We start from the raw sequence: 23,924 nt of genomic DNA, 5'->3' as shown, positions 1-23,924 counted from the left end.
TTTTTGCAGGATTTACAGTATTTATTTGGAAAAAAAAAGGCTAGACAAGTCTAGCCTTTCATTTCAAATTAGAATTTTTTACGTTTACGAGCTGCTTCTGATTTACGTTTACGTTTTACAGAAGGTTTTTCATAGAATTCACGTTTGCGTGTTTCTTGAAGAGTACCAGCTTTAGTAACCGCACGTTTGAAACGACGAAGTGCATCGTCAAGAGATTCATTCTTACGTACTACTGTTTTAGACATTTTTTTCACTCCCTTCAAGTTCAAGATCTATTCCATTTTACACACAAAGTGAATAATTGTCAAGAGAAAAGCAACCATAAACTTCTATTATTTTTACTTTCTTCTTTTGAAGATGAAATAAATCACTAAGATGCAGAGAATCAAGCCCAAAACAGCTGGTTTTACAATCGATATACCACTTCCTCCACTAAATAAAAGACTATGGGCAACCTTCAGAAACGCTCCGATCACTACTGTTGCTAATAATCCATACCAACGTCTACTCCATGTTAAGGATATAATCGCCGTAAAAAATGCTAGAATCGTCGCCAGAATGATAACTTTTTCAATACTCCATCCGCTCGTAAAATAAGTCTTCTCAAAATTCAAAAACTCAATTACTTTTACATCAACTATTTCCGGCTTTGGGAACCAAAACATGCTAGTAAATAGGCAAAATATAGAAAAGAAAATCAGGCTATAGGATTTTTTATAAGCTCCCATTACAATTGGAATAATAAAGAGAGGGCGAATATACCAACTCAGAGTATTCTGGTGTCTAGTAAACGCCCACTCAAAGAAGCTCGTATCTGATAAAAAAACGACAATGGTAGCAATCGTTAGAAACAAGAAAACAATCCCACCTATTTTATCTAACGTTTTTATTTTCATAACTTTTCCCTTCTTGAATTCATAAAATTAATCTATCCATGGCAGATTCCCACTAAGTGAATTATCAACCGCTAATCGTTTTAGTGGTAAAATATCAATGTTCTTCCAACCACACTTTTATTCTATTGTCAAGATATCTATTTGCTCATCGTTAACGATAATTGCTTGGTGGTTATGAAGCGGTAGCAATTCAAGCTGCTTTTTATACATTTCAAAGGTATTTTTGCTACTATCAGTAAAAGGTTCCTCACCATAATGTGGAAGGATGTAAAAATCCACTTCATCCAATCCCGTTGTATCAGATAACTCTGTCGCTACCGTCTTATCGTCCATAAGTTTATTGTAGTCAATATCCTTGGCTGTAATGATAGCCCCTGCTGATTCTCCCACATAGACCAGCCCATCTCTTATTTGCTCTTTGATAAGAGATTGGAGTTGTTTTTTCTTTAATTCTTGCAACAAATAAAAGGTATTTCCACCTGAGATATAAAGAATCTTGCTTTGGAAAATCTTTGCCTGTGCAGTTTCTCGATCACAAGAAGCAATATCTAGAACCTCTATCTCAAATCCTAAATCCCTGAATGTTTGCTGAGCCTCATCGATATAGGCAGTATAATCCTCTTTGTTCCCAGCGGTAGGAATAAATAAAACCTTGTTTTCTAGATTCTTTTCCTTTGCATAATCGCTAAAAAGCTTTTTGACTCCAGCAAAGTATGAACATAAAAATAATTGTTTCATGATGTACCTCCATTAATTTTTAACAATTTTATAAAGAATCCATGATCCCTTTCTTTGACTAGTTACGAGCTCAAACCCTACCGATAACAAGAATCGTCTAAATGCTTCTTCGCTTTGAACCTCTGGTAAAAAGTAAGACAACTTGTTATATTCACAAGCCAGTAAGAGCATCCCGTCTGATTTGAGTATTCTTCGAAGTTCCATAAAAGAAGCCTCTAAATCCTGCCAATGAAAATGAGTTTGAAAAGCTGTGATTAAATCAACACTTTCATCAGAAAAACCTGTCTCCCTAACATCTCTTCGTTCAAAATTTAGATTAGTCATCTCTATCTGTTTGGCTTGAGCTATTGCAGTATCTGAAATATCGATTCCAGTGATGGTACTTTGCGGAAAAGTTTCTTTCAGCAGGATGGTTGAACGACCATTCCCAACTCCTACATCTAAGATTACAGGGTAAAATGTCCTATCCAGATGACGAATTGCCCATACAAACATAGGGAGATAGGTTCGATTCCACAATTTCATCATTCGTTTTCCTAGAAAGCCCGAAGGATTCTTTGATTGCTGAATTAAGCGACTAAACAGAAACATTAAAAGTAAAAAACAAATAAAACCGATTATATAAATCAAAGTTCGAGCCTCCCCGTATAGCTATATTATACCACTTTAGCAGGATAGTGAACATTTGAAGTAAAAAGCCACTCACTCCAAAGAGCAAGTGGTTCTTGTCATTTTACTTTTCAAGCAAGCTGAGCGCTTCAGCATCCGCAATAATAGTCACATCAGGGTGGTTTTGTAGGCTACTTGCTGGGAGGTTCTCAGTCACTGGGCCTGATACTGTGCCAGCAATGGCTTCTGCTTTCGACTCACTGTAAGCAAAGAGAATAATTGACTTGGCATCCAAGATGTTTTTAATCCCCATTGAGATGGCTTGAGTCGGAACGTCTTCAATCTTGTCAAAGAAGCGAGCATTGGCTTCGATGGTAGACTGATCAAGTTCGACTAGATGCGTTTGGCTATCAAATGGAGTTCCTGGCTCGTTAAAGCCGATATGTCCATTGCGACCGATTCCCAAGATTTGGAGGTCAACTGGATGGTCAGCCAAAATTTGGTTGTAGCGTTCTACTTCTGCTTCAGCATTGTTCTTAACCCCACGAGGCAAGAAACTTTCTTTAAATGGTTTTTGGTTGAATAAGTGTTCTTGCATAAAATGACGATAAGACTGAGGATTGTCTCCGTCAAGTCCTACATACTCATCAAGGTTTACACTAGTTAGATTTGAAAAATCAAGGTCACTCTCAACGATTTCCTTGTAAAACTCAAGTGGACTGCTCCCTGTCGCAAGTCCTAATGTTTGAGCGCCATTGGCCAATTTTTCCTTCAAAATCTCAAAAGCTACTTTTCCACCTTCGACTTGATTTTCAACTTTAATAACTTTCATCTTTTCATCCTCCGTTTTAATCTATATTTATTATATGGTATAGACCAATTTTTGTCAAGTGAAAACGATTTAATTTCTAAAAAAAGAGCGCCCAAACTTGAAACGTGTTATAATGGATAAGATTAGAACTTAGAAAGAATGATGAAAAAAATGAATACAGCTGATTTTGATTTCCACTTGCCTGAGGAATTGATTGCCCAAACGCCACTTGAAAAACGAGATGCCTCCAAGCTTCTCATCGTAAACCGGGAAACGGGAGAAATGCAGGATAAACACTTCCACTCTATTATTGATATGTTGGAACCTGGTGATGCCCTTGTCATGAACGACACTCGCGTTCTCCCTGCCCGCCTCTATGGCCAAAAGGAAGAGACAGGAGGCCATGTGGAACTTCTCCTGCTCAAAAATACTAGTGGTGATGAGTGGGAAGTTCTGGCTAAACCTGCCAAACGCCTCAAGGTTGGCACTCGTGTCAACTTTGGCGATGGTCGCCTCAGCGCTGTCGTTACAGAAGAATTGACCCACGGAGGCCGCATTGTCCGCTTCGAATACCAAGGAATTTTCCTAGAAGTCTTGGAAAGTCTAGGTGAAATGCCACTACCACCCTACATCCATGAAAAACTGGATGACCGTGAACGTTATCAAACCGTCTACGCCAAGGAAAGTGGCTCTGCTGCAGCACCAACTGCTGGACTGCACTTCACCAAAGAACTGCTAGCAGAAATCCAAGCTAAGGGGGTCCATCTGGTTTATCTGACCCTCCATGTCGGACTCGGAACCTTTAGACCTGTTTCTGTGGATAATCTAGACGAACACGAAATGCACTCAGAATTCTACCAGCTCTCTGAGGAAGCAGCAGCCACTCTTAGCTCTGTCAAGGAAAAGGGAGGTCGCGTCATTGCTGTCGGTACCACTTCTATCCGTACGTTGGAAACCATCGGTTCCAAGTTTGATGGGCAAATTCAGGCTGATTCTGGCTGGACCAATATCTTTATCAAACCTGGATACCAATGGAAGGTCGTGGATGCTTTCTCAACCAACTTCCACCTACCCAAATCAACTCTCGTCATGTTGGTTTCTGCCTTTGCCGGCCGTGAATTAGTCTTAGATGCCTACCAGCACGCTATTCAAGAACGCTATCGTTTCTTCAGTTTCGGCGATGCCATGTTTATCTATTAGAAAAATCCCTATTAGGAAACCTAATAGGGATTTTTCTAATCATTCCATACTAAACTTTGGATCTTTCAAACTCTGAACACTGGCATTGATAACCGCTCCGATAATCAAAATCTTTGCAATAAGAATAAACCAGAACATCATGACTACCACGATGATGGAACTGAAAAATCGGACATCGACTAGGTGATTGACATAGTTATTAAAATAAACAGAAAAGATATTCAATAAACCGATAAGAGTTAGCAAGACAAAGACACTTCCTGGTAAAACGTAGCGGATTCGTGGTGTTTTTACTTTTGGAAGGAAGTAATAAATCATAACCAGAATGGCAAAGATCAAAGCATAGACTAGAGGGCCTGTAAAATCTTGCAAGTAGGAAAATAGCGGGCTGTCTGATTGCCAGTAAGTTTTGAGGAGGTTGAGCAACATGCGACCAAACATACTCAAAAACAAGGCTAGGGCAAAAAGAATCTGCAAGCCAAGGCTAACAAGCAAACTCATCAACTGATGGGAGATAATCCCTCGACTCTTGGTCACTCCATAGGCTTTGTTAAAGGCTTTTTGAAGGAAATCCATTGATTTTGAAAAGGTCCAGAGTGCAGATAAAACGGCAAAACTCAGCAAACCAGTTGATGGTTGTGTCAGAACTTCTCGGACAATCTTGGCGACCACATCATACACTGTATCAGGCAAGAATTCCTTGATCGTAAGTAAGAAATTTGAGACCGGAATCTGAAAATAAGGCAAAATATTGACCATTATCATTAGCAAAGGAAAGATTGAAATCAACCAATAGTAGGCAACCGCAACACTGGTCAACTCACTATCCGATGCTTGATAATAATGCAAAAAAGCTTTCAATAATGGCTTATCCAATAGCTCCTTCCACCACTTTTTCATATCCCATCCTCCGTCATTTTCTTCATCATCTAATTTCTTCTGATTAAATCTAGCATATCATAAGGCAAGGTATTTGCAGCCTCTTTCAGAGAATAATTTTCCAAATTATTCACATTTTGACGTAGTTTTTTGGCATACTTGGCTGTTATCAGTTTAGCTTCTTCGTATTCAAAGATTGCCTTACGTTCGAGATAGTAGCCTCGTAGCATTTCATCGATATTGTTTGGCTTGATGCGATTGATAACCCGCTCAACAAAGGCACCACTTCCGATAATGGCCGTCTCGCGTAGACGAGACTCTTGCATAAAACTAATCAGTGAACTCTTGTAAACCCCTTTGAGGTTTTCCAAACTCTCGATAATCAGCTCTGTATTTTCCAAATACAACTCTGAAATCTGATCATAGTCAACTGCTAATAGTTTACGAGATTCTTCATTCATCCAACTACGGAAAGTTTTGCCAAAGGTAAATATTTCATGAAGTAGAAAGCGCATTATCCGTAAGGAAACTAGGAAGTAATAAGTCACTCTAGAAGCGAAATTCCGATTGATACTCTGCTCCATGTTTTTTAGGTAACGTTGGTAAACTCGATAGCCACGCTCACTGATTCTATTTTCTTCGTCGGCTTGCTCCAAACCGTCACTCTCAATACTCAAGATAAGGAGTTTGAGAGATTCCCAGTCCTCTTGGACTCTCTTATTTTCCAGACTAAGGATGAGGTTTTCAATCCGACCATGATAATTATCAATAGCTGCATAAAGAGGAAGTTTGTTCTTGTGATGGTCTAGCTCTTTTTCTAATTCTGCAGCTACATCATTCAAAATCGCAATATGCATCAAATGATCCTTGCTTTCCTCTTGTTCCTCAGATAAATGAGGGAGGACTAGTAAACCCGTTAAAAAGCTCAGCAGTGTAACGCCTGCTACAAGGAAGAGTAACAAAGGATATTCCTGCTCCAAATGACTTGGTATGAGGAGAATGGTCGCGATAGATACTGTCCCTTTGACACCAGAGAAGGTCAAAAGCAGCATATCCTTCATATACTTATTTATCTTTTTCTTAAGTCGACGCGTCCTCACAAAGTAAAAAACAACAATCATGACAAAGCGGATGGCAAAAAGTAAGAATGTCAGTAAAACAACAGATACTAGTAAGAGTAGGGGGTTATAAAGGGGATTAGTCAGGATAGGTTCTGCTATCATTTCCAATTCCATCCCCAAGATGACAAAGACAGATCCATTGAGCATAAAGGTCACGGTATGCCAAACAGTATCAGTAACGGTATCAACTTGGGCTTCGAGGAGTGTGATTTTCTTGAAACGACTGGCCTTCAAAATCCCTGCAACTACAACTGCGATAATCCCTGAAACATGGATTTCTTCGGCGATAAAGAAGGTCATAAGAGGCAAACTCAGTTCAAGCAAAAGTTCACTCGCTATATCTGTCGCTCGCATACTCAGTAAAAATGTATGCAGGAAACGATTGATCATTGCCGTCACAAAGCCGACCGCAAAACCACCTATGATAGACAGGGCTAAAGAAGTCCCAGCCTGGCTAAGAGAAAAAGCACCTGTTGTCCAGGCAGCCAGAGCTACTCGAAAGGCTACCAAACCAGAAGCATCATTTAAAAGTCCTTCCCCTTTTAGGATATTGGAAACCCGTTTAGGGAAACTAAAACGCTCAGAAAGAGAAGCAAAGGCTACCAAATCAGTCGGACCAAGGGCTGCCCCAACAGCCAAGCAAGCCGCCAAGGGAAGGCTGAGCCAAAGAAGATGGGCCAAGCCACCCAAACTCAGGGTCGAGATGAAAATCACTGGAAAGATTAAGTAAACAATGATGCGCCAGTGTTTTAAAATAGCCGTAACATCTGCTTCTTCAGATTCTCTGAAAAGCAAGGGCCCGATAACCAGTGCTAAAAATAACTCGGTATTGAGATGAAAGTCGGTATTTGGCAAAAAGAGACCAATCACAATTCCCAAAAGGATTTGTACTAGGGGAAGAGGCAAAAAAGGCAAGAGTTTATTAGTCGTACTGGAAACAATTAAGACAAATAAAAATAGAATCAGGTAAATGAGTAATTCCACGCAATTCCTCCTTAGTCTTTTTTACAGCAAGATTCAAATATCTCCTTCTGTTCTTGGATTTTTTGATCAATCTTGGAACAGTCTTTGTGCTCAATTTTTTTCTGGCACCGTTCCATTTCAAGAGCCACTAACTTTTTCTTGATTTTGAGCATTTTCTTACTCATATGCTCTTTGTCGAGCACTCCAACTGCTCGCTCATGTTGCGTTGACTCAACAAAATTTTGGCGCATAGCCTCTAATTTCTCACGTAGGTATTGTTTATCCATGCCTGTATCTTTCTAATTTTTCAATCATAACTACAAACGGGGGGTTGTTAACTTGGTTGAGGGTTCGATAAATCACAACTGTGTACTCTTGTTGGTTCAACTGACTCACAAAGTCCAAAACAGCATCCTTTTCAATATCTCCTCCCTCATGACCATAATAAATCATAATGGCAATCCGTCCACCCTTGACAAGCAAATGACAAAGCTTTTCAAGTGCCTCAATGGTAGTCTGAGGTCGGGTAATAACAGACTTATCAGCAGATGGCAGGTAACCCAGATTAAAAATTCCTGCCTTAGCTTCTGTCACAAACTGATCGAGCGTCTCATGCCCTTGCAAAATCAACTGGACATTCTCTAAACCTGCCTCATTTAAACGGTCTTGGGTTTTATCCAAAGCTTGTTTCTGTATATCAAAGGCATAGACTTGCTTTGCTAGTTTGGCTAAAAAAAGCGTGTCGTGACCATTACCCATGGTCGCATCCACAACAATATCTTCTTTTGTCACGACTTCAGCCAAAAATTCATGTGCCATCTCAAGTGGTCTTTTCATTTTTAAACTCCTGTTTTACAGCCTTGCATCCTTGAACACTGCCCCGTCGTCTCATTTCAGTTTCAATAGCATTTAGCACTTCCCATTTATTGAGGCTCCACATGGGACCAATCAACATATCTCTAGGCGCATCTCCCGTGATTCGGTGGATGACGATATGCTTGGGAATGATTTCCAATTGGTCACAAATGACCTTGACATATTCGTCCTGACTCATCAGTTGCAAGCGTCCTTCGTGGTAATCTCGCTGCATACGCGTATTGGTCATGAGATGGAGCAAGTGCAGTTTAATTCCTTGAATATCATTATCTGTGACACAGCGGCGGACATTTTCGACCATCATCTCATGAGTCTCATCGGGCAAACCATTGATCAAATGGGAAACAATCTCAATCTTAGGATATTTCCTCAATCGTTTGACCGTTTCTACATACAATTCATAGGAATGGGCACGGTTAATCAAGTTAGAGGTTCTTTCATATGTAGTCTGTAAGCCCAATTCCACCGTCACATGCATGCGTTTTGCTAGCTCAGCTAGGTAAAGGATGGTTTCGTCTGGCAAACAATCTGGGCGTGTTCCGATATTGATTCCCACTACACCTGGTTCGTTGATTGCTTGTTCATAACGCTCCCGAATCACTTCCACCTTTTCATGGGTATTGGTAAAGTTTTGAAAATAAACCAGATACTTTTTAACATCCGGCCACTTGCGGTGCATAAAGTCGATTTCCTTATAAAATTGCTCACGGATAGGAGCATCTGGTGCTACAATGGCATCTCCAGAACCCGAAACTGTACAAAAGGTACAGCCCCCATGAGCCACAGTTCCATCCCGATTGGGACAGTCAAACCCCGCATCAATAGGAACTTTAAAAGTCTTTTCTCCAAAGAGTTTTCGATAATAATCATTCAAGGTATTATAAGATTTCATAACTTTCATTATAACAAAAAATACCCACAATCTCAAAAGCCTGACTTTGCCATAAAATCCTCTGTTTCTCGTTTCCTTTAGTGATTTTTTATGATACAATATGGGTATGATTTTAATGAAAATAGCGTCTATTTTATTATTGATTTTAACCTTGGTAGTTTGCTTTATTGTCACCAAGCTTTTCGGACTGAAAAAACTAAGAATTAATTTCGCGGATTTAGCTTTTCCACTTTTGGTATTCGAGTACTACCTTATCACTGCTAAAGCCTTTACCCACAACTTTCTACCGCGACTTGGCCTAGCACTTTCACTCCTAGCAATCCTCCTAGTTGTCTTTTTCCTCCTCAAAAAAAGAAGTTTTTACTACCCTAGATTTATCAAATTCTTCTGGAGAGCAAGTTTTCTCCTTACCCTAATTATCTACATAGCTATGATTGTCGAATTGATGATGATAAAATGATCACTAACCCTGTATTTAATTACCGGGTTTTTCTTTTACTCCTTTACCTAAAAAGACCAGAGGTGTACTGACCCCAAAAAGTTAGACAAATAATTATTGAAAGGATTTAGTTCTGTATTGCACAGGACTGAGTCCTTTTAGTTTTACCTTAATTCGTTTGTTGTTGTAATAATCAATATAGTCTACAATGGCTTGTTCCAATTGCTTAAGCGACTGAAACGACTCCTCATAACCATAAAACATCTCCGATTTCAAGATGCCAAAGAAGGACTCCATCATTCCATTACCTGGACTGTTTCCCATTCGTAACATGGATGCTTGAATGTCCTTATTCTCTAGGAACCGATGATAAGAATCGTGTTGGTATTGCCAGCCTTACTCACTTAGAGTGAATTTCCTCAATCCAGTCATTACAATGCTCAAAAAAACCGAAAGTTAGTATTTCCTATCTAACTTTCGGGATATAATTCAATATCTAAGCTTCTCGTTTAGAAGCGAATTGCTTCACGTGTTTTTTCATATGAAGTCACAAAACGATTTGTAACTCCTGGTTCTGCAACTTCCAAGGCTTGAGAAATCTTCTCAAATGATGCCCGATAGTCAAACTCTTTCTCAAAAATTTCAAGTGCTTCGTTGAAAGCCTCTTGGATGCGTTCATCAAATGAACGGTAGCGATTTGAGTATTGAAGAAGTTGCTCTGTCAAAGTTGCATACTGAACAATGTCATATGTTTCTGTCTCAAGTACTACCATATCATTCGTTGCAATTTCAAGAATTCGCTTAACAGATTCAATATTAACCTGCGGTTGTTCTAGCTCCGCCATCAAATCTTCAGTGTTATGACTTGCAGTAAAGAAGAGTTTCAAGAAACTTTGAGGGATTCCTGGTAAGTTTCGCTTCTCCATGTAACGTTTGATAGTGTGCAAACGATTCACATAGACATTTGCTTTTTGGCGAGCATTGAGGTCATCTTTTTCAATTTGCGCAAGTCGTTCGCTCACAGAAATTTGCTCATCTTCAATATCTTTGAGATTGCTTTGAAGCATTTCCAACTGTTCTTCAAGAACAGAATAGGCTTGAGCAGATTCTCTTTGGTCCTCTGTTACTTCTAAAATAGCGGTATCAAGTGCAGCTAATTCTTCTTGAAGTCGGCGAACATGATTTCCATCACTTTCTGGAAGAAGGTAAGTTTTATTCAGGCGTTCAAGATCCTGAACAAGCACCTGGTTATTTTCTTTCAAGTGGTTGAGATAGGTTGGAAGTGTTGAGAGGAGATTCTCAACGACTTTTTGAGCCTCAATTTCACGAGTGAAAATATCATAAAGTGCGTTGATTTCTTCTTGAATGCGATTATTTTCATACTCTGCATTGTCCAACTCCAACTGACGAATGTTTTCTTGATTATTCTTCAAAGATTCATGCAAAAGTTGGAAACGTGACTCAATATCTGTTTCAGTAAAGTGGTAGTTGGCATCCAACAACTTGCGATAGCCTTCTTCCAAATCTGCTAATTGATCTGGTAATTCCTTTGTCAAGGTTTCAACAAGAGCTGGAATCCGATCAACAATATGCGTTAGAGCAAGAATATGATTTTCAGTATCATCTAAGATTGCTGCAGCTTCAACTGGGTCACCTGATGAGTTAAGGGTAACGAATTGAGAGAATTCCGATTGGATGTTTTCCAATTGTTTCTCAATCTCAGGAAGAGCTTTTCCATATTTCTCTGAGTCTTCTGCAACGGTATGTTGAAGGGTTTCAAACAAGTCCAAAGCATGTAGGACACGACCACTATTCTTAGATTCTTGCTTTTCAAGTTCAGAAAGGGCATTGCGAATAGCTGCAATATCCTCTTCAATCAAACTAATCTGGCTTTCAATTTGATCAATCTTGTGAGCTGCTTTAAAGAAACGGAAAGAATTATTATAGTTTTCAGCTTCAAAGAGGTGATTTTCGATGTCTGCAAATGAGTTCAGAGATAAATCAACCCATTTTTGATTCCATTCACGAAAGGTCACCTGACTTTGACCAATCAAGTGCATATTTTTAACGGCTTCAACCTCATCATTTACAGGAAGGTTGTAGAGTTCTTCTTTTCTTTCTTCAAGCGCCGTTAATCTGCTTACATTACGCTTACGTAGAAAAATGGCTGTTACATAAGCTAAAATCAAAATGACCGCAATCGCAACCATTAGATAAATTAGTTGTCCATTAGACATATCAAACTCCTTTTATACTAGAAACAATCGTAATGATTATATCATATTTTTTAAACCAAGGGAACTATTTCCCACATTTTTTAGACGTCAAGTGTACTGTAAACAGCGTTTTCTTCGATAAATTCGCGACGAGGCTCTACCCGATCGCCCATTAACATATCAAAGATTCTATCTGCTTCAGCAGCATCATCTACTGAAACACGTGCCATCAAGCGATGTTCTGGATCCATGGTTGTTTCCCACAATTGGTGGTCATCCATTTCTCCCAACCCCTTATAACGTTGGATGGTTGGTTTTGAACGCCCTTCACTGTGACGTGCTAAGGCTTCTTGGAGTTTAATTTCTTGATCTGTACCCGGCTGAATGTATTCTTTAATCTCACTTCCGACTTTAACCCCATAAATCGGTGGTTGGGCAATATAAACATAACCAGCTTCTAGGATTGGCTTCATGTAGCGGTAAATCAGAGTCAGTAAGAGGGTTCGAATGTGGGCACCATCAACATCGGCATCGGTCATCAAAACGAGTTTTTGGTAACGAGCCTTAGTGACATCAAATTCTGCCCCAAAGCCTGTCCCCATGGCTGTGAAGAGACTCCGAATTTCTTCGTTAGCAAGAATTTTATCCATGCTGGCTTTTTCAACGTTCAAGATCTTACCACGAATTGGCAAGATAGCTTGGAATTCACGGTTACGACCAGATTTAGCTGATCCACCAGCTGAGTCTCCTTCGACGATGAAGAGTTCGGTTTCAGCAGGGTTGTTTGAAGAACAGTCTGCTAGTTTTCCAGGAAGATTGGAAATTTCCAAACCAGATTTTTTACGAGTGACTTCACGCGCACGCTTGGCAGCTACACGAGCCTTGGCAGCCAAAATCCCTTTTTCCACGATGCGCTTAGCAATCTGTGGATTTTCCATGAGAAAATCAGAGAAGGCATCGCTGAAGAGGCGATTAGTGATCTTGACCACTTCACTATTGCCCAGTTTGGTCTTGGTTTGTCCTTCAAACTGCGGATTTGGATGCTTAACAGAAATAACTGCAGTCAAGCCTTCACGGACATCTTCCCCTGTTAGGTTGTCTTCATTGTCTTTTAGCAATTTATTTTTGCGGGCATAATCATTGATAACACGTGTCAGCGCTGTACGGAAACCTTGCTCATGCGTTCCGCCTTCATGGGTATGAATGTTATTGGCGAAACTCATGACGTTTTCGTGGTAACCGGTTGTGTACTGCATGGCTACCTCAACTGTGATATCATCCATCTCACCGTCTGTGTAGATTGGTGTATCAAAGATCACATCCTTGTTCTCGTTGATATATTCAACATAGCTAGCAATCCCGCCCTCATAGTGGTAATGTTTAGTCTGTTCGAGACCTTCACGCTTATCTGTGATGGAGATTCGAAGACCTCGGTTCAAAAAGGCTAGTTCTTGAATACGTTTATTTAATTTGTCAAAGTCAAAGGTCGTTGTTTCTGTAAAAATCTCTGGGTCCGGCGTGAAGTGAACTGTTGTTCCGGTTCTATCCGTATCTCCAACCACTTCAAGATCAGCAACGACATTCCCACGGTGGTATTCTTGATAATAAATTTTTCCGTTTTTATGAACCCGAACATCTAGTTGAGTTGAAAGGGCATTTACTACTGATGAACCCACACCGTGCAATCCACCTGATACCTTGTACCCGCCACCGCCGAATTTTCCTCCAGCGTGAAGAACAGTAAAGACGGTCTCAACAGCAGGACGTCCTGTCTTTTCTTGAATATCAACAGGAATTCCACGTCCATCATCCACAACGGTGATGGAATTATCTGGCTCAATAAGGACTTGGATATGACTGGCAAATCCTGCTAAGGCTTCATCAATTGAATTATCAACGATTTCCCATACTAGATGGTGAAGGCCTTCTTTTGAGGTCGATCCAATATACATACCTGGACGCATACGAACAGCTTCCAGCCCCTCCAAAACTTGAATTTGACTGGCATCATAATCCTGTGCCTGTTGATTTTTGATTTCTTCTGTCATTTTTTCCCTTTTCTTACATGTCTATTGCTTGTCTCAGTGTCGCAACGTTTTTAAAAAGATAGGCATCTAAGCCGGCAGCTTTACCTGCTTCTACATCAATATTTCTGTCTCCAATGACCAAACCGGATGAGATATGATATTTATCACGTAAATAAATCATAGACTCTGGATCTGGTTTCCGTTTGAAACCGGAACTGGCAGTCACGACTTCTGTGAAATAGTCAGCTATCTGAGTCTTTGCAAGAAGTTCTAGCACTTGGTCATTTCGATGAGAGACTAAGAAATGACGGCCACCCTTGTCAGAGATGTCTTTTAGTAACTCTGGAATTCCCTCAAACAAAACTGGGTACTCTAGCTCACGCGCTTCATTCTCTTTGTAGTTTTCTAAAAAATTCTCGATGGCTGGGGCAAACTTCTCAATGGCAAAAGCCGTCGAAACCTTCAATGCTTCGTAAACACGGTCGTGTTCTTGCTCTATTCCGTATTGGGCTAAGGTCTCTACAAAGGCCGCTGTAGAAGTCTCATAATTATCCAATAGGGTACCACCTAAATCCCATATATAGTCACGATATTTCATACCGTTCATTATACCATTTTTTTACGAAAAAAGCGATGATTTCCTAGATTTTTCCAAGCAAAAACGAGAGCCGAACTCTCGTCTTACTGTTAATTTCCAAAGACATCTTGATAGAGCATACCGACTCGTAAACTTTCTGCATCTCCTCCCAACTGCTCTACCAACTCATAGGCAAAGGAAAGGGCAGTTGACGGTCCTCGGCTAGTTGTTAGATTGCCATCCACAACTACTGTTTCCTTTCGGTAAATTCCGTCACTGATGTTTTCCTGAACACCGTCATAACAGGTAAAGTGCTTGTCTTTCAGCACACCTGCTTGATGGAGGGCGATTGGAGCTGCACAGATAGCTGCAACTTTCTTTCCTGCTTGGTCAAAGGCTTTAATCTGTGAAATGAGAGCTTGATTATCCCGTAGGTGAGCTGAGCCTGGCATACCACCTGGAAGAACTACCAAGTCATAGTCGGACAAATCGCCATCAAAGATACGGTCGGCTTTTACCTGAATGCCATGTGATCCTGTCACCTGCTCTTCAAATCCTACCATATCGCATGAAATGTTTGCTCGACGCAAGACATCAACTACTGTCAAGGCTTCAATTTCTTCAAAACCCTGGGCTAAGATAACTGCTACTGTTGCCATAGTGGCCTCCTTATTTGATTTGTTTTAGGACGACTTTCTTTCGTTTGAATGGAACTTTTCCACTTTTCTCCTCCGCTAGGTTGGTCTGGTAACTCATAGATAAGAGGAGACCTACACCGATGAGGTTACTAATAATTGCGGAGCCCCCTTGAGAAATGAAAGGCAGAGGAATCCCTGTCAAAGGAAGTAAACCTGTCACGGCACCGATATTTTCAAAGATATGGAAGAGCAACATCATGATAAATCCAGTCGAAATGTAGGTGTAGAACTGGTTATTTGACCTGAGCGTAATCTTCAACATCCGGTAAATAAGAAGCAAGTACAGGGCAACGACAAAGACCGAACCAATGAAGCCAAAGTCTTCAGCAATTACGGTAAAAATCATATCACTTTCACGTACTGGAATGAGGAGATTGGACACATTGAAACCTTGTCCAAACAAGCCACCACTTCCAATCGCAATTTGTCCCTGCGCCTGTTGGTAAGTCGTTGTTTGCGCAAAGTCAAAGGGATTGAGCCAAGCCAAAATACGGTTGATCTGGTAGGTTGGCATCCCAATCTGATGCAAGAAGGCACGTCCATCCTTGCTTATAAAGATGGCCATGAAGCCTGCAACTGCAGTCACTCCTGTCGCAAAAACAGGAATGATAATCTTCCACGAAACACCTGAAAGGAGAACCATGCCTGCAAAAATAGCTACAAAGACCAAGGCAGTCCCTAAGTCACTTTGTAGGGCTAAGAGGATCAAGACTGGGATGGTAAAGGCAATCATCCAACCAATCAATAGGAAATCCAAGGGAATAGTTCGTCGCCATTCCTTGTGTTTTTGAGTGAATTGTACGATGACTCGAGCCAACATCAAGATATAGGAAATCTTCATGAACTCCGATGGCTGAAAGAGTGTCGTTCCACCAATTGATACCCAGTTTTTGGCACCTGTAGAAGCTACCAAACTCGGATTGTAGAAAACAAGAGGTAGGACCATCAAAGCTAGCCCTAGACCATAAAGATAGGGAGTCACCTTCCATAAAAACTCGGTATTGAAGAACATGACCACAAAACCAATGACAAGGCCCAAGGAAATCCAGGCAATTTGCTGGCCTAGTATTGGAAGTACATTATTTGGATAGTCATGACTAACTGCTATATAGATAGCCACTACTCCAATCACCAGTAAACAAAACACTGGTAGGAGGAGGCTATAGTCGACTCGTGAGTCGAAGGAACGTTTCATATTTTTTACCTTTTCTCTTTCTTGGATTTTTCTTTCATTCTATTGCGACGAGATTGGAGAAAATCAGCTACAGCAGGCTCTAGCCGTTCTCTAGAAAGAACCTGAACAGCCCTTTCTTTTGACAAGGTTTGGGCGATTTGTTTGCCATAGCGCTTGCTGACGACACGGCTGTCTAAAAGCACAGCAACCGAACCTTGGTCGGGCCGTCTAACAGTACGCCCAAGGGCTTGCTTTAACCGAATGATAGCCATCGGTAACTGATAATCATAGAAAGGATTCTTCCCTTCTTGACGCAGTTCTTGGTTTAATTTTTTGGTTAAAGGCTCTTGGGGATTTTGGAAAGGTAATCTCGGAATCACTTGAATCACATATGGATGGGTTGAAAAATCGACTCCTTCCCAGAAACTACCTGTTCCAAGCAAGATCTGGCGTTCACCTTTTTCAAAACGTTTTTTCAGTTGGCTTGGTTCCCCATTTTTATACTGAGCTAGATGTGGTTGGTCGAGCAGGTCTGAAACTGCCAGCAACATTTCTTTTGAGGTAAACAAGACCAATATGGGTTCTTGAAAGGCTTGTAACCTTCGAATAACAGAAGCCACTTCACTAGCATAGTCAGCAGGCGAAACTTCTGTCACAAGAGGAAAGTCATCGACTAGAAAGACTTCTTGTTGCTCCTGCTTTACTACATCAAGCCTAACAAGTGGAGCATCCGGAAATCCCAGTAAATCTGCTAAGGAAACCCGATTGCTGATTTCAAGAGTGGCCGATACTCCTAGGAGCCTGCAATCCTCTGGCAATAAATCTGCTAGTATAAAGCGGCCTTTTTTGCTTGAACAAATCAAGACATCCTTGCTCGATTTCTCTGCTGTAGCAAGCCAAAATTCACGGTCCGACGTGAAAAAGTTTGCAATCTCTCTGTACTCTGGAAGAGCTAACTCTGAAAAATGTTGGCGCAAATGTTCGAGAGAATCCAACCACTTCCCATTCTTAAGACCTGACTGGTAGTGCTCTATCAAGTAACGACATTCAAAGCTAATACTCTCAAGCAAGCGCTTCTGAATCAAATTTCCCTCTGTCTCCAAGGACTTTTCAATTTGAGTTACAAGATCCTCAAGGCGATAAGCCTGCTGAGCTAGATTTTCAAGAGCTAACAGCATTTTTTGAGCTTCATCCAAGATCAGCAAACGGTTGTTGACAAACTCGGGATTGTCTTCCAAACGAGTGACCAGATAAGCATGATTAGTCAGAAGAACACGACTGGTCTTGGCCTTTCCCTGCCCTCGTTTCCAAAAATCCTCTGTAGCAAATAGGCTTTTCTTTGAAAGCTTGCCATCGTGGACTAGTTCAGGCAGAAAATGCTGATAGCGATAAAGTTGCCCGATTTCGTCCAAGTCACCAGTCGATGTCTCCGTAAGCCAGATGAGCAGTTGCATTTTAAAGCGTGTAAAAAGGCGATTGGACTCCGGTCGATGGAGAATTTGATGAAAGGCATCCAGTTTTAAATAATTCTGAGGACCCTTGAGACTATGAATCTCCAGATGGAAGACCTCTTTTAAGCGCTGACCTTCTTCTTGCATGATCTGATTTTGAAGAATTTTGGTCGGAACGCTCACTAGGATTCCAGCTTCACTCTCCGAGTTCAAAGCTGGGAGGAGATAGCCGTATGTCTTACCCAATCCCGTTTGAGCTTGGATAAAAGAAGTCTGGTGTTCTTCCAATAAGTCCTCAATCTTCTCCGCAAATTCCAACTGTTGCGGACGCTCCTCCAGCCCCAATAAAGAAATATTTTTAGCAAAATCTTTGGATAACTTTCGTGGGACTAAGGCTTTGCTTTCCTTTCTCAGGAAAAGCCCATGTAGTTCTATCAATTCCGGAGAGGACAAGAGAGATTGCTGCTGGTAAACCTCCTCAATCACCAGATAACTTTCATAGAGAAGGTTATCTGAAAGGTCTAACAAGCTTTCTAAGAGCCCTTTAGGTAACTCGAAGAGTTTCTGACGCATGTAAAGCAAGAGTTCTGCTGTTGCCTGAGCATCAGACAGAGCAGTGTGGGCTTGTTCCAGTTCAATGCCCAACTCTTGACAAAGAATACCTAAGTTATACTTTTCAAATTGAGGATATAGAACTTGGGCTAACTCAACAGTATCCACCCGCGGGGTGCGCAATTCATATCCTTCAAAAAAGAGGAATTCTGCAAGGAGGTTGGCATCAAATTGTACATTGTGCGCAACAAAAACACCGTCCTTAACCAATTCAAAAATTTTTCCAGCCACCTGAGAAAATTCTGGTGCCGCAGCCAAACGCTGATCGGTCAGACCTGTTAATTCTTTGATATGAGAATCCAAGGGTTCATGGGGATTGACATCAGTTGCATACTGATCGGCAATTTCGCCATTCTCAATCACCACAATGCCTACTTGAATAATTTTTGCCTTGCTTCCGGTGCTGGTCGCCTCTAAATCAACGACCACATACCGATCATTTCTTGCATTCATCATTAAAAATTATATCAAAAAAAGCATGATTTGACACCCCTCAACTTTGATAACAATCTCGCTTCATTTGTGAGTTTAATAAAAAATCAAGACCTTAAAAGTGAGAATTTCACGCAAGTTCAGCAGTTGGTCGCTGGTTCTGAGGTATTTGAAAACCTTATCAACAAACCTACATCAACATAAAAAGATAACCAAGGTATTAGCTACCTTTTTGAGATATTTTTTTCATTGTTTTCGGAAGAGCTTTACTAATTTCGGTAGGCAAGGCAAGGTAATTTTCTTGAGCTAGTTCTTGAGCGATAGCTGAATGAAGGTGAGCCGCTACCACCACTCTCTCATAGAGACTGGCTTGGTGAAACTGACCTGTAAATCCTGCAATCATCCCAGCCAGAGTATCTCCCATCCCACCAGTTGCTTGATAAGGGCCTCCGACTTCTAATTGATAATATTCAGGCTGACCGACTTGCCAGATACGAGTTGCCGAACCTTTCTCAACTAAAATCGTTCCTTTAGGAAAAGCAGAAAGAGCCCTAGCAGTCGTCTCTATATTTTGATGGTCAAGAACTATACCAGACAGTCTTTCCCATTCCCTTTGGTGGGGAGTTAGGATGAGCTGACTGGAAGGGAATGGTAACTGGCCTTTTGCTAAGATGCCCAAAGCACCGCCATCTGCAATCAAAATCTGGTCTTTTCTAAGGCTGTCAAAGACCCGTTTTACGAGTTCTTCTCCAAATGCATCCTCTCGCAAACCCGGACCTAACAAAACAACTTCTGCCTTTTCCAACTGCTCTTTTAACAATTGCTGGTCTTGAAGAGAAAATGCCATGGCCTCAGGTAAATGACTGTGCAGAGCCGGAATGTTCTCCTTATCCGTGCCAACAGTCACCAAACCTGCCCCACTTTTAACAGCTGCAATGGCTGACATGATAATAGCACCCCCATAAGGATAAGTTCCTCCCAGCAAGAGCAGACGACCGTAATCTCCCTTATGACTGTGACGAGAACGTTCAATAATGACTTTTTCTAATAAAGCTTGATCAATCACTTTCATCGTTTTTTCCCTCTCACTTCATTATACTACAAAAGGAGGCTCGAACCTCCTTCTACACTATTTTCCCTTAAATTCCGCAAAAGTCTGTAAGATTTTAGCTGCCACTGCTGGAGAAGGTTCTCCTTTTAGCTCTAACGTTTCATCTGTATATGGACTAAGGCCAGCAAAATCGCCTATCTGAACTGAATAGAGAGACGTTTTAAACAGTTCAATATCGTTTTGGTCATTTCCAAAAGCAATGAAGTTCTCCCCACATAACTTTTCAACAGTTGTCGCCTTATGAGTGTCCAAGGGATTAACATAAAGGCACTTTTCATGGGTATGATAGGACAGATGAGCCTGCCCCAGTCTTTCTAACTGACCAAGCAGGTCATCAAGCAAATCCTCATGGTCACCCATATAAACGACTACCTTAATCGGAGTACCCAAGTCCTCGAGTTTCTGATGACGAGCCACCTTTAGGGGATCCACACTGGAAATAAATGGAATCTTCTCTACAATCTGACCACTATAGTCAAAACAATCATCTACAAAGAAAGGGAGATTGTAGGTCTGGCAATAATCCACTAGCGCATGATAAACTCTAGCATCGAGATTCCTTTCGAAGATAGCCTGCCCCAGATGATAGGCTACGCCACCATTCAATCCTATGACCAAGCGCTGACTGAGTTCAGGGCCTAATAAACCCAAGCAATCCCGATAAGAGCGAGCTGAGGCAAACACAAGCTCATGCCCATAATCTTCAGCCTTTAAAAGAACCTGCTGAATCTCCTCATCAATGGTCATGTAGTCAAAAGATAGCGTTCCATCCAGGTCAAATACGAATTTCATTTTCCTAGTCCTTGTTTAGTGTTCGAAGCGCTGCCTGATAGGTTTGCTCCATTAGCATGGTAATAGTCATAGGTCCAACTCCACCAGGTACAGGTGTGATGTGACTAGCAAGTGGTGCAACCGCATCATAATCAACATCTCCACAAAGCTTGCCATTTTCATCTCGGTTCATCCCAACGTCAATGACAACCGCTCCCGGTTTGACAAAGTCAGCAGTCACAAACTTAGCGCGACCGATTGCAACGACAAGAATATCTGCCTTAGCAGCCACCTTGGCAAGATGATGGGTGCGTGAGTGAGTCAAAGTCACAGTCGCATTCTTGGCTAAAAGAAGCTGAGCCATTGGTTTCCCAACGATATTTGAACGACCGATGACAACCGCATTTTTACCTTCTAGCTCAATCCCATATTCATGAAACATCTCCATAATTCCTGCAGGTGTCGAAGGAATCATAACTGGATGACCAGACCAGAGGCGACCCATGTTTAGCGGATGAAAACCATCCACGTCTTTTTCGGGGTCAATGGCTAATAAAACTGCCTCTTCATCGATATGTTTTGGCAAAGGTAATTGAACCAAAATCCCATGCCAAGCTGGATCTTGATTGTATTTGGCAATCAAGTCTAACAATTCCGCTTGGGTAATGGTCTCCGGAACTCGCACTACTTCACTACGGAAGCCAGCAGCTAGAGCTGACCGTTCCTTATTGCGAACGTAGACTTGGCTGGCTGGATTGTCCCCCACCAAAATCACTACCAATCCTGGAACTAGACCTGTTTCTTCTTTTAGTTTGGCCGTCTTTTCAGCTAACTGTCCTTGTAACTTAGCTGCAAGAGCCTTCCCATCGATAATCTGAGCCATATCTCTTCTCTTTTCTATCAAATATCCTCTATTATATCAAAAAATAACTCGCCATTCTAACACTTCTTGCCTAATGGACCTTATAGTCTGAAACTATAAGAAAAAGCCCTTGTCGAGCTTTTATGCCTATTTATACTGGGTAAATCTGTCATGCTTTCTTTTTAACTTTTGGAGCCGGTAAGACTTCATACATCTCCTTGATTAGTCTCGCTAGAAATGACTTATCTTCAAGTTCTTCTAGTAAAATCATCTCCTTAGCTCCTTCATAAGGACGTTCAAGCCTAGTCTGTCCTAGTTGATCAAAAATCACCTTCACAGGCTTCAGTAACAAACGATTATCATAGATTCCCCCAATAATCTTCCCACGATAATAAAGGATATACTCTCCCATCATTGGACGATAACTCATCTCCTCTAGCTCTGATAGCTGTTCGAGAATAAAATCTAAATATTCTTTACTGGAAGCCATGATGCCTACCCCCTTTCTTCTAAAAATGAGGTTTTACAAAACCTTACTCAAAAATTCCTTGGTCCGTTGTTCTTTTGTTTGATTGAAAATCTCCTCAGGCGTTCCATCTTCGACAACAACTCCATTCGCCATAAAGATAACACGGTCTGCTACCTCACGCGCAAAACCCATTTCATGAGTCACAATCACCATAGTCATCCCTGACTTGGCAAGGTCTTGCATAACAGCTAGAACCTCTCCAACCATCTCAGGGTCTAGGGCTGAAGTCGGCTCATCAAAGAGCAAAACATCTGGTTCCATAGCAAGTCCACGTGCAATGGCAATCCGTTGTTGCTGACCACCTGATAAACTCTGAGGATAAGCCGTTGCCTTATCTGGCAAGCCAACTTTTTCTAACAGTTCCTGTGCTCTTTTCTCCGCAACTTCCTTGCTTTCACCTTTGGTTTTAATTGGTGACAAAGTGATATTTTCCATCACTGTCATATTGGGAAAGAGGTTGAATTGTTGGAATACCATGCCCATCTTTTCACGCATGGCAAAAAGGTCATTTTTCTTATCAGTGATATCAACTCCTTCAAAGATAACCTTACCTTTACTTGCTTCTTCAAGTAGATTCATCGAACGAAGGAGGGTTGATTTCCCGCTCCCTGACGGACCAATAATGACCACAACTTCTCCACGTTTAATCTCAAGATTGATGCCTTTTAAAACTTCATTTTTCCCAAAAGATTTATGTAGTTCTTCAATTTTAATCAAGGTTTCTGTCATTATTTCTTGTCTCCTTGTCCAATATGTTTTTCGAATGCTTTCAACGCCACTGTCAAAACAGAGGTCATAATCAAATAGTAAAAGGCTGCAAATAAAAGGGGAGTCAATGGTAAATAAGTTGTTGTTGCTACTGTCGTTGCACCATTCCACAACTCCATTACCCCAATCGCTGACAAGAGGGAACTATCCTTGATAATGGTGATAAATTCATTTCCCAGAGCTGGAAGAATATTTTTGATAGCCTGTGGCAAAATGACATAGCGCATGGCATTTTTGGGACGAATACCTAGAGAATATGCGGCCTCTAACTGTCCTTTCGGAACCGCATTGATTCCCGCACGAACAGTTTCTGAAACGTAAGCTCCACTGTTCATAGAGATAATCAAAATCCCTGGAATCAAACGAGACAAATCAACACCCAAAATCCCAACCTGAATAGTCGGAGCATTGATATGCATAAGAGCAAAGGCAATCATAATCTGAACCATCATCGGAGTACCACGGAAAATCCAAACATACACATTTGCAAACCAAACGAGCGGTTTAAAGCGTGATCGCTGAGCAAAGGCCAGCAACACACCTATAATGGTACCTAAGCAGACAACAAGGATGGAAATCAATACGGTAATCAGAGCACCATAGTTAAAATACGGTAAATACTTTGGTAAAAAAGAAAAATTCATATTCAGTCAACTTTCTATGTATTAGATTGTATGATTATAACATGAATTGAATTAAAATGCAATCCTTTTTCACCAATTTTAACAATTAACTTGATAGAATGGAGAAATAGAGAGAAATCACAGTTTTTTTCTAGTCAACTACCTCTTGTTTATGGTAAAATAGAAACGATAAGAAATGGAGGAGAATCAAAATGGAATCACATTTGGTTAGAATCATTAACCGCCTAGAAGCAATGACAAAAGATGGTGGAAATCTAAAACGTAATTTTGAACGTGAAGGTGTTGTTGTCGCAGAAGTTGCATACAGCCACGACGAAGAAAACGGATCACTCTTCACTCTTCGCGATGTAGAAGCTCGTGAAACCTATACCTTTGATAGCATTGATTTGATTGCAATGGAGATCTACGAACTCCTTTACTAATATACAAACAGCAGAGAGACCCCTGCTTGATGAATGAGAATCCTTTTTGTCACCACAAATGGGATTTTTTTTCTTACCTTCAAGTCGCTTAATCCTCCATAAATCCTTCTTTTAAAAATGACCACTTCCCAATCTTTTTACTTGCTTTACACCTTAATCATGCTATAATGAGAGTATAAAACTTTGACTATTCTTGACCTTTTTCT

25 protein-coding genes and 1 pseudogene are annotated in these 23,924 nt (G+C 40.9%); 3 read left to right on the top strand and 23 right to left on the bottom strand.

Annotation, left to right across the window (positions count from 1 at the left end; genetic code table 11):
- Window positions 1-68: 68 nt before the first annotated feature.
- From rpsU to AC4ME5_RS06980, 5 genes are all read right to left on the bottom strand, one after another.
- Entirely contained in the window at window positions 69-245 is a 177-nt protein-coding gene (rpsU, locus tag AC4ME5_RS07000) for a 30S ribosomal protein S21 (RefSeq protein WP_000048054.1), read from the bottom strand.
- Between the two features lie 93 nt (window positions 246-338).
- Window positions 339-896 (bottom strand): hypothetical protein, encoded by a 558-nt coding sequence (locus tag AC4ME5_RS06995; RefSeq protein WP_000695593.1) that lies wholly within the window; start codon window positions 894-896, stop codon window positions 339-341.
- Window positions 897-1,013: 117 nt separating this feature from the next.
- Complete coding sequence (locus tag AC4ME5_RS06990) at window positions 1,014-1,634, bottom strand: Type 1 glutamine amidotransferase-like domain-containing protein (protein ID WP_491800399.1); 621 nt, start codon at window positions 1,632-1,634, stop codon at window positions 1,014-1,016.
- A 12-nt stretch (window positions 1,635-1,646) separates the two neighbouring features.
- Window positions 1,647-2,264: a class I SAM-dependent methyltransferase gene (locus AC4ME5_RS06985; protein WP_061588302.1), complete on the bottom strand. Its 618-nt coding sequence runs from the start codon at window positions 2,262-2,264 to the stop codon at window positions 1,647-1,649.
- 103 nt (window positions 2,265-2,367) lie between these two features.
- On the bottom strand, window positions 2,368-3,075 hold the full coding sequence (locus AC4ME5_RS06980; protein WP_061588303.1) for a glucosamine-6-phosphate deaminase: 708 nt from the start codon (window positions 3,073-3,075) through the stop codon (window positions 2,368-2,370).
- A 150-nt stretch (window positions 3,076-3,225) separates the two neighbouring features.
- On the opposite strand from AC4ME5_RS06980, the gene queA reads away from it, so the two are divergent.
- The gene (gene queA, locus AC4ME5_RS06975) at window positions 3,226-4,254 is read left to right on the top strand and encodes a tRNA preQ1(34) S-adenosylmethionine ribosyltransferase-isomerase QueA (protein ID WP_007520323.1); all 1,029 of its coding nucleotides are present in this window, start codon (window positions 3,226-3,228) and stop codon (window positions 4,252-4,254) included.
- A 39-nt stretch (window positions 4,255-4,293) separates the two neighbouring features.
- Here queA and AC4ME5_RS06970 read toward each other — a convergent pair whose 3' ends face one another.
- From AC4ME5_RS06970 to mnmL, 5 genes are read right to left on the bottom strand one after another with little or no spacing between them, the layout of a single operon-like run.
- On the bottom strand, window positions 4,294-5,154 hold the full coding sequence (locus AC4ME5_RS06970) for a YihY/virulence factor BrkB family protein (protein WP_007520324.1): 861 nt from the start codon (window positions 5,152-5,154) through the stop codon (window positions 4,294-4,296).
- Window positions 5,155-5,183: 29 nt separating this feature from the next.
- Window positions 5,184-7,238 carry a cation:proton antiporter gene (locus tag AC4ME5_RS06965; RefSeq protein ID WP_007520325.1) on the bottom strand — a complete coding sequence of 685 codons (2,055 nt, stop codon included), beginning with the start codon at window positions 7,236-7,238 and terminating at the stop codon, window positions 5,184-5,186.
- Between the two features lie 11 nt (window positions 7,239-7,249).
- A complete protein-coding gene (locus AC4ME5_RS06960) occupies window positions 7,250-7,504 on the bottom strand; it encodes a hypothetical protein (protein WP_007520326.1) in 255 nt (84 codons plus the stop codon).
- Window positions 7,497-8,054 (bottom strand): tRNA 5-(aminomethyl)-2-thiouridylate-methyltransferase MnmM, encoded by a 558-nt coding sequence (gene mnmM, locus AC4ME5_RS06955; protein WP_007520327.1) that lies wholly within the window; start codon window positions 8,052-8,054, stop codon window positions 7,497-7,499. The genes AC4ME5_RS06960 and mnmM overlap by 8 nt, the downstream gene beginning before the upstream one ends.
- Window positions 8,038-8,994, bottom strand: coding sequence for a tRNA modification radical SAM protein MnmL/YtqA (gene mnmL, locus AC4ME5_RS06950; RefSeq protein WP_491800398.1), 957 nt, complete (start codon window positions 8,992-8,994; stop codon window positions 8,038-8,040). Before mnmL ends, mnmM begins: the two co-directional genes overlap by 17 nt.
- Before the next feature lie 91 nt (window positions 8,995-9,085).
- Between mnmL and AC4ME5_RS06945 the strand changes: the two genes are divergently transcribed.
- The gene (locus AC4ME5_RS06945; RefSeq protein WP_491800397.1) at window positions 9,086-9,445 is read left to right on the top strand and encodes a DUF3397 family protein; all 360 of its coding nucleotides are present in this window, start codon (window positions 9,086-9,088) and stop codon (window positions 9,443-9,445) included.
- 93 nt (window positions 9,446-9,538) lie between these two features.
- On the opposite strand, the pseudogene AC4ME5_RS06940 reads toward AC4ME5_RS06945, so the two are convergent.
- From AC4ME5_RS06940 to AC4ME5_RS06880, 13 genes and pseudogenes are all read right to left on the bottom strand, one after another.
- A pseudogene (locus AC4ME5_RS06940) lies at window positions 9,539-9,820 on the bottom strand (transposase); the annotation flags it as partial.
- Window positions 9,821-9,933: 113 nt separating this feature from the next.
- Window positions 9,934-11,661, bottom strand: coding sequence for a septation ring formation regulator EzrA (ezrA, locus tag AC4ME5_RS06935; RefSeq protein ID WP_084872768.1), 1,728 nt, complete (start codon window positions 11,659-11,661; stop codon window positions 9,934-9,936).
- 80 nt (window positions 11,662-11,741) lie between these two features.
- On the bottom strand, window positions 11,742-13,688 hold the full coding sequence (gyrB, locus tag AC4ME5_RS06930) for a DNA topoisomerase (ATP-hydrolyzing) subunit B (protein ID WP_007520336.1): 1,947 nt from the start codon (window positions 13,686-13,688) through the stop codon (window positions 11,742-11,744).
- A gap of 13 nt (window positions 13,689-13,701) precedes the next feature.
- Window positions 13,702-14,265 carry an HAD-IA family hydrolase gene (locus AC4ME5_RS06925; protein ID WP_007520338.1) on the bottom strand — a complete coding sequence of 188 codons (564 nt, stop codon included), beginning with the start codon at window positions 14,263-14,265 and terminating at the stop codon, window positions 13,702-13,704.
- 89 nt (window positions 14,266-14,354) lie between these two features.
- A complete protein-coding gene (locus AC4ME5_RS06920) occupies window positions 14,355-14,903 on the bottom strand; it encodes a DJ-1 family glyoxalase III (protein WP_007520339.1) in 549 nt (182 codons plus the stop codon).
- Window positions 14,904-14,913: 10 nt separating this feature from the next.
- On the bottom strand, window positions 14,914-16,137 hold the full coding sequence (locus AC4ME5_RS06915) for an FtsW/RodA/SpoVE family cell cycle protein (protein ID WP_007517506.1): 1,224 nt from the start codon (window positions 16,135-16,137) through the stop codon (window positions 14,914-14,916).
- A gap of 5 nt (window positions 16,138-16,142) precedes the next feature.
- Window positions 16,143-18,632, bottom strand: coding sequence for a bifunctional DnaQ family exonuclease/ATP-dependent helicase (locus AC4ME5_RS06910; RefSeq protein WP_491800435.1), 2,490 nt, complete (start codon window positions 18,630-18,632; stop codon window positions 16,143-16,145).
- Between the two features lie 199 nt (window positions 18,633-18,831).
- Window positions 18,832-19,683, bottom strand: a complete 852-nt coding sequence (locus AC4ME5_RS06905) for an NAD(P)H-hydrate dehydratase (RefSeq protein WP_007520341.1) — start codon at window positions 19,681-19,683, stop codon at window positions 18,832-18,834.
- Window positions 19,684-19,740: 57 nt separating this feature from the next.
- Window positions 19,741-20,514, bottom strand: a complete 774-nt coding sequence (locus AC4ME5_RS06900; protein WP_007520342.1) for an HAD hydrolase family protein — start codon at window positions 20,512-20,514, stop codon at window positions 19,741-19,743.
- Between the two features lie 4 nt (window positions 20,515-20,518).
- On the bottom strand, window positions 20,519-21,376 hold the full coding sequence (locus AC4ME5_RS06895; RefSeq protein ID WP_044021072.1) for a bifunctional methylenetetrahydrofolate dehydrogenase/methenyltetrahydrofolate cyclohydrolase: 858 nt from the start codon (window positions 21,374-21,376) through the stop codon (window positions 20,519-20,521).
- Between the two features lie 148 nt (window positions 21,377-21,524).
- Window positions 21,525-21,845, bottom strand: coding sequence for a TfoX/Sxy family protein (locus AC4ME5_RS06890; protein WP_007520345.1), 321 nt, complete (start codon window positions 21,843-21,845; stop codon window positions 21,525-21,527).
- Between the two features lie 33 nt (window positions 21,846-21,878).
- On the bottom strand, window positions 21,879-22,613 hold the full coding sequence (locus tag AC4ME5_RS06885) for an amino acid ABC transporter ATP-binding protein (protein ID WP_021164651.1): 735 nt from the start codon (window positions 22,611-22,613) through the stop codon (window positions 21,879-21,881).
- Window positions 22,613-23,296 carry an amino acid ABC transporter permease gene (locus AC4ME5_RS06880; protein ID WP_001011622.1) on the bottom strand — a complete coding sequence of 228 codons (684 nt, stop codon included), beginning with the start codon at window positions 23,294-23,296 and terminating at the stop codon, window positions 22,613-22,615. The genes AC4ME5_RS06885 and AC4ME5_RS06880 overlap by 1 nt, the downstream gene beginning before the upstream one ends.
- 191 nt (window positions 23,297-23,487) lie before the next feature.
- Between AC4ME5_RS06880 and AC4ME5_RS06875 the strand changes: the two genes are divergently transcribed.
- Window positions 23,488-23,718: a DUF1797 family protein gene (locus tag AC4ME5_RS06875; protein WP_000443577.1), complete on the top strand. Its 231-nt coding sequence runs from the start codon at window positions 23,488-23,490 to the stop codon at window positions 23,716-23,718.
- Window positions 23,719-23,924: the final 206 nt, after the last annotated feature.

The organism is Streptococcus sp. A69, from assembly GCF_058556195.1.
Note: the sequence above shows the minus strand (reverse complement) of the source record. Positions and strands in the feature narration are given on the sequence as shown.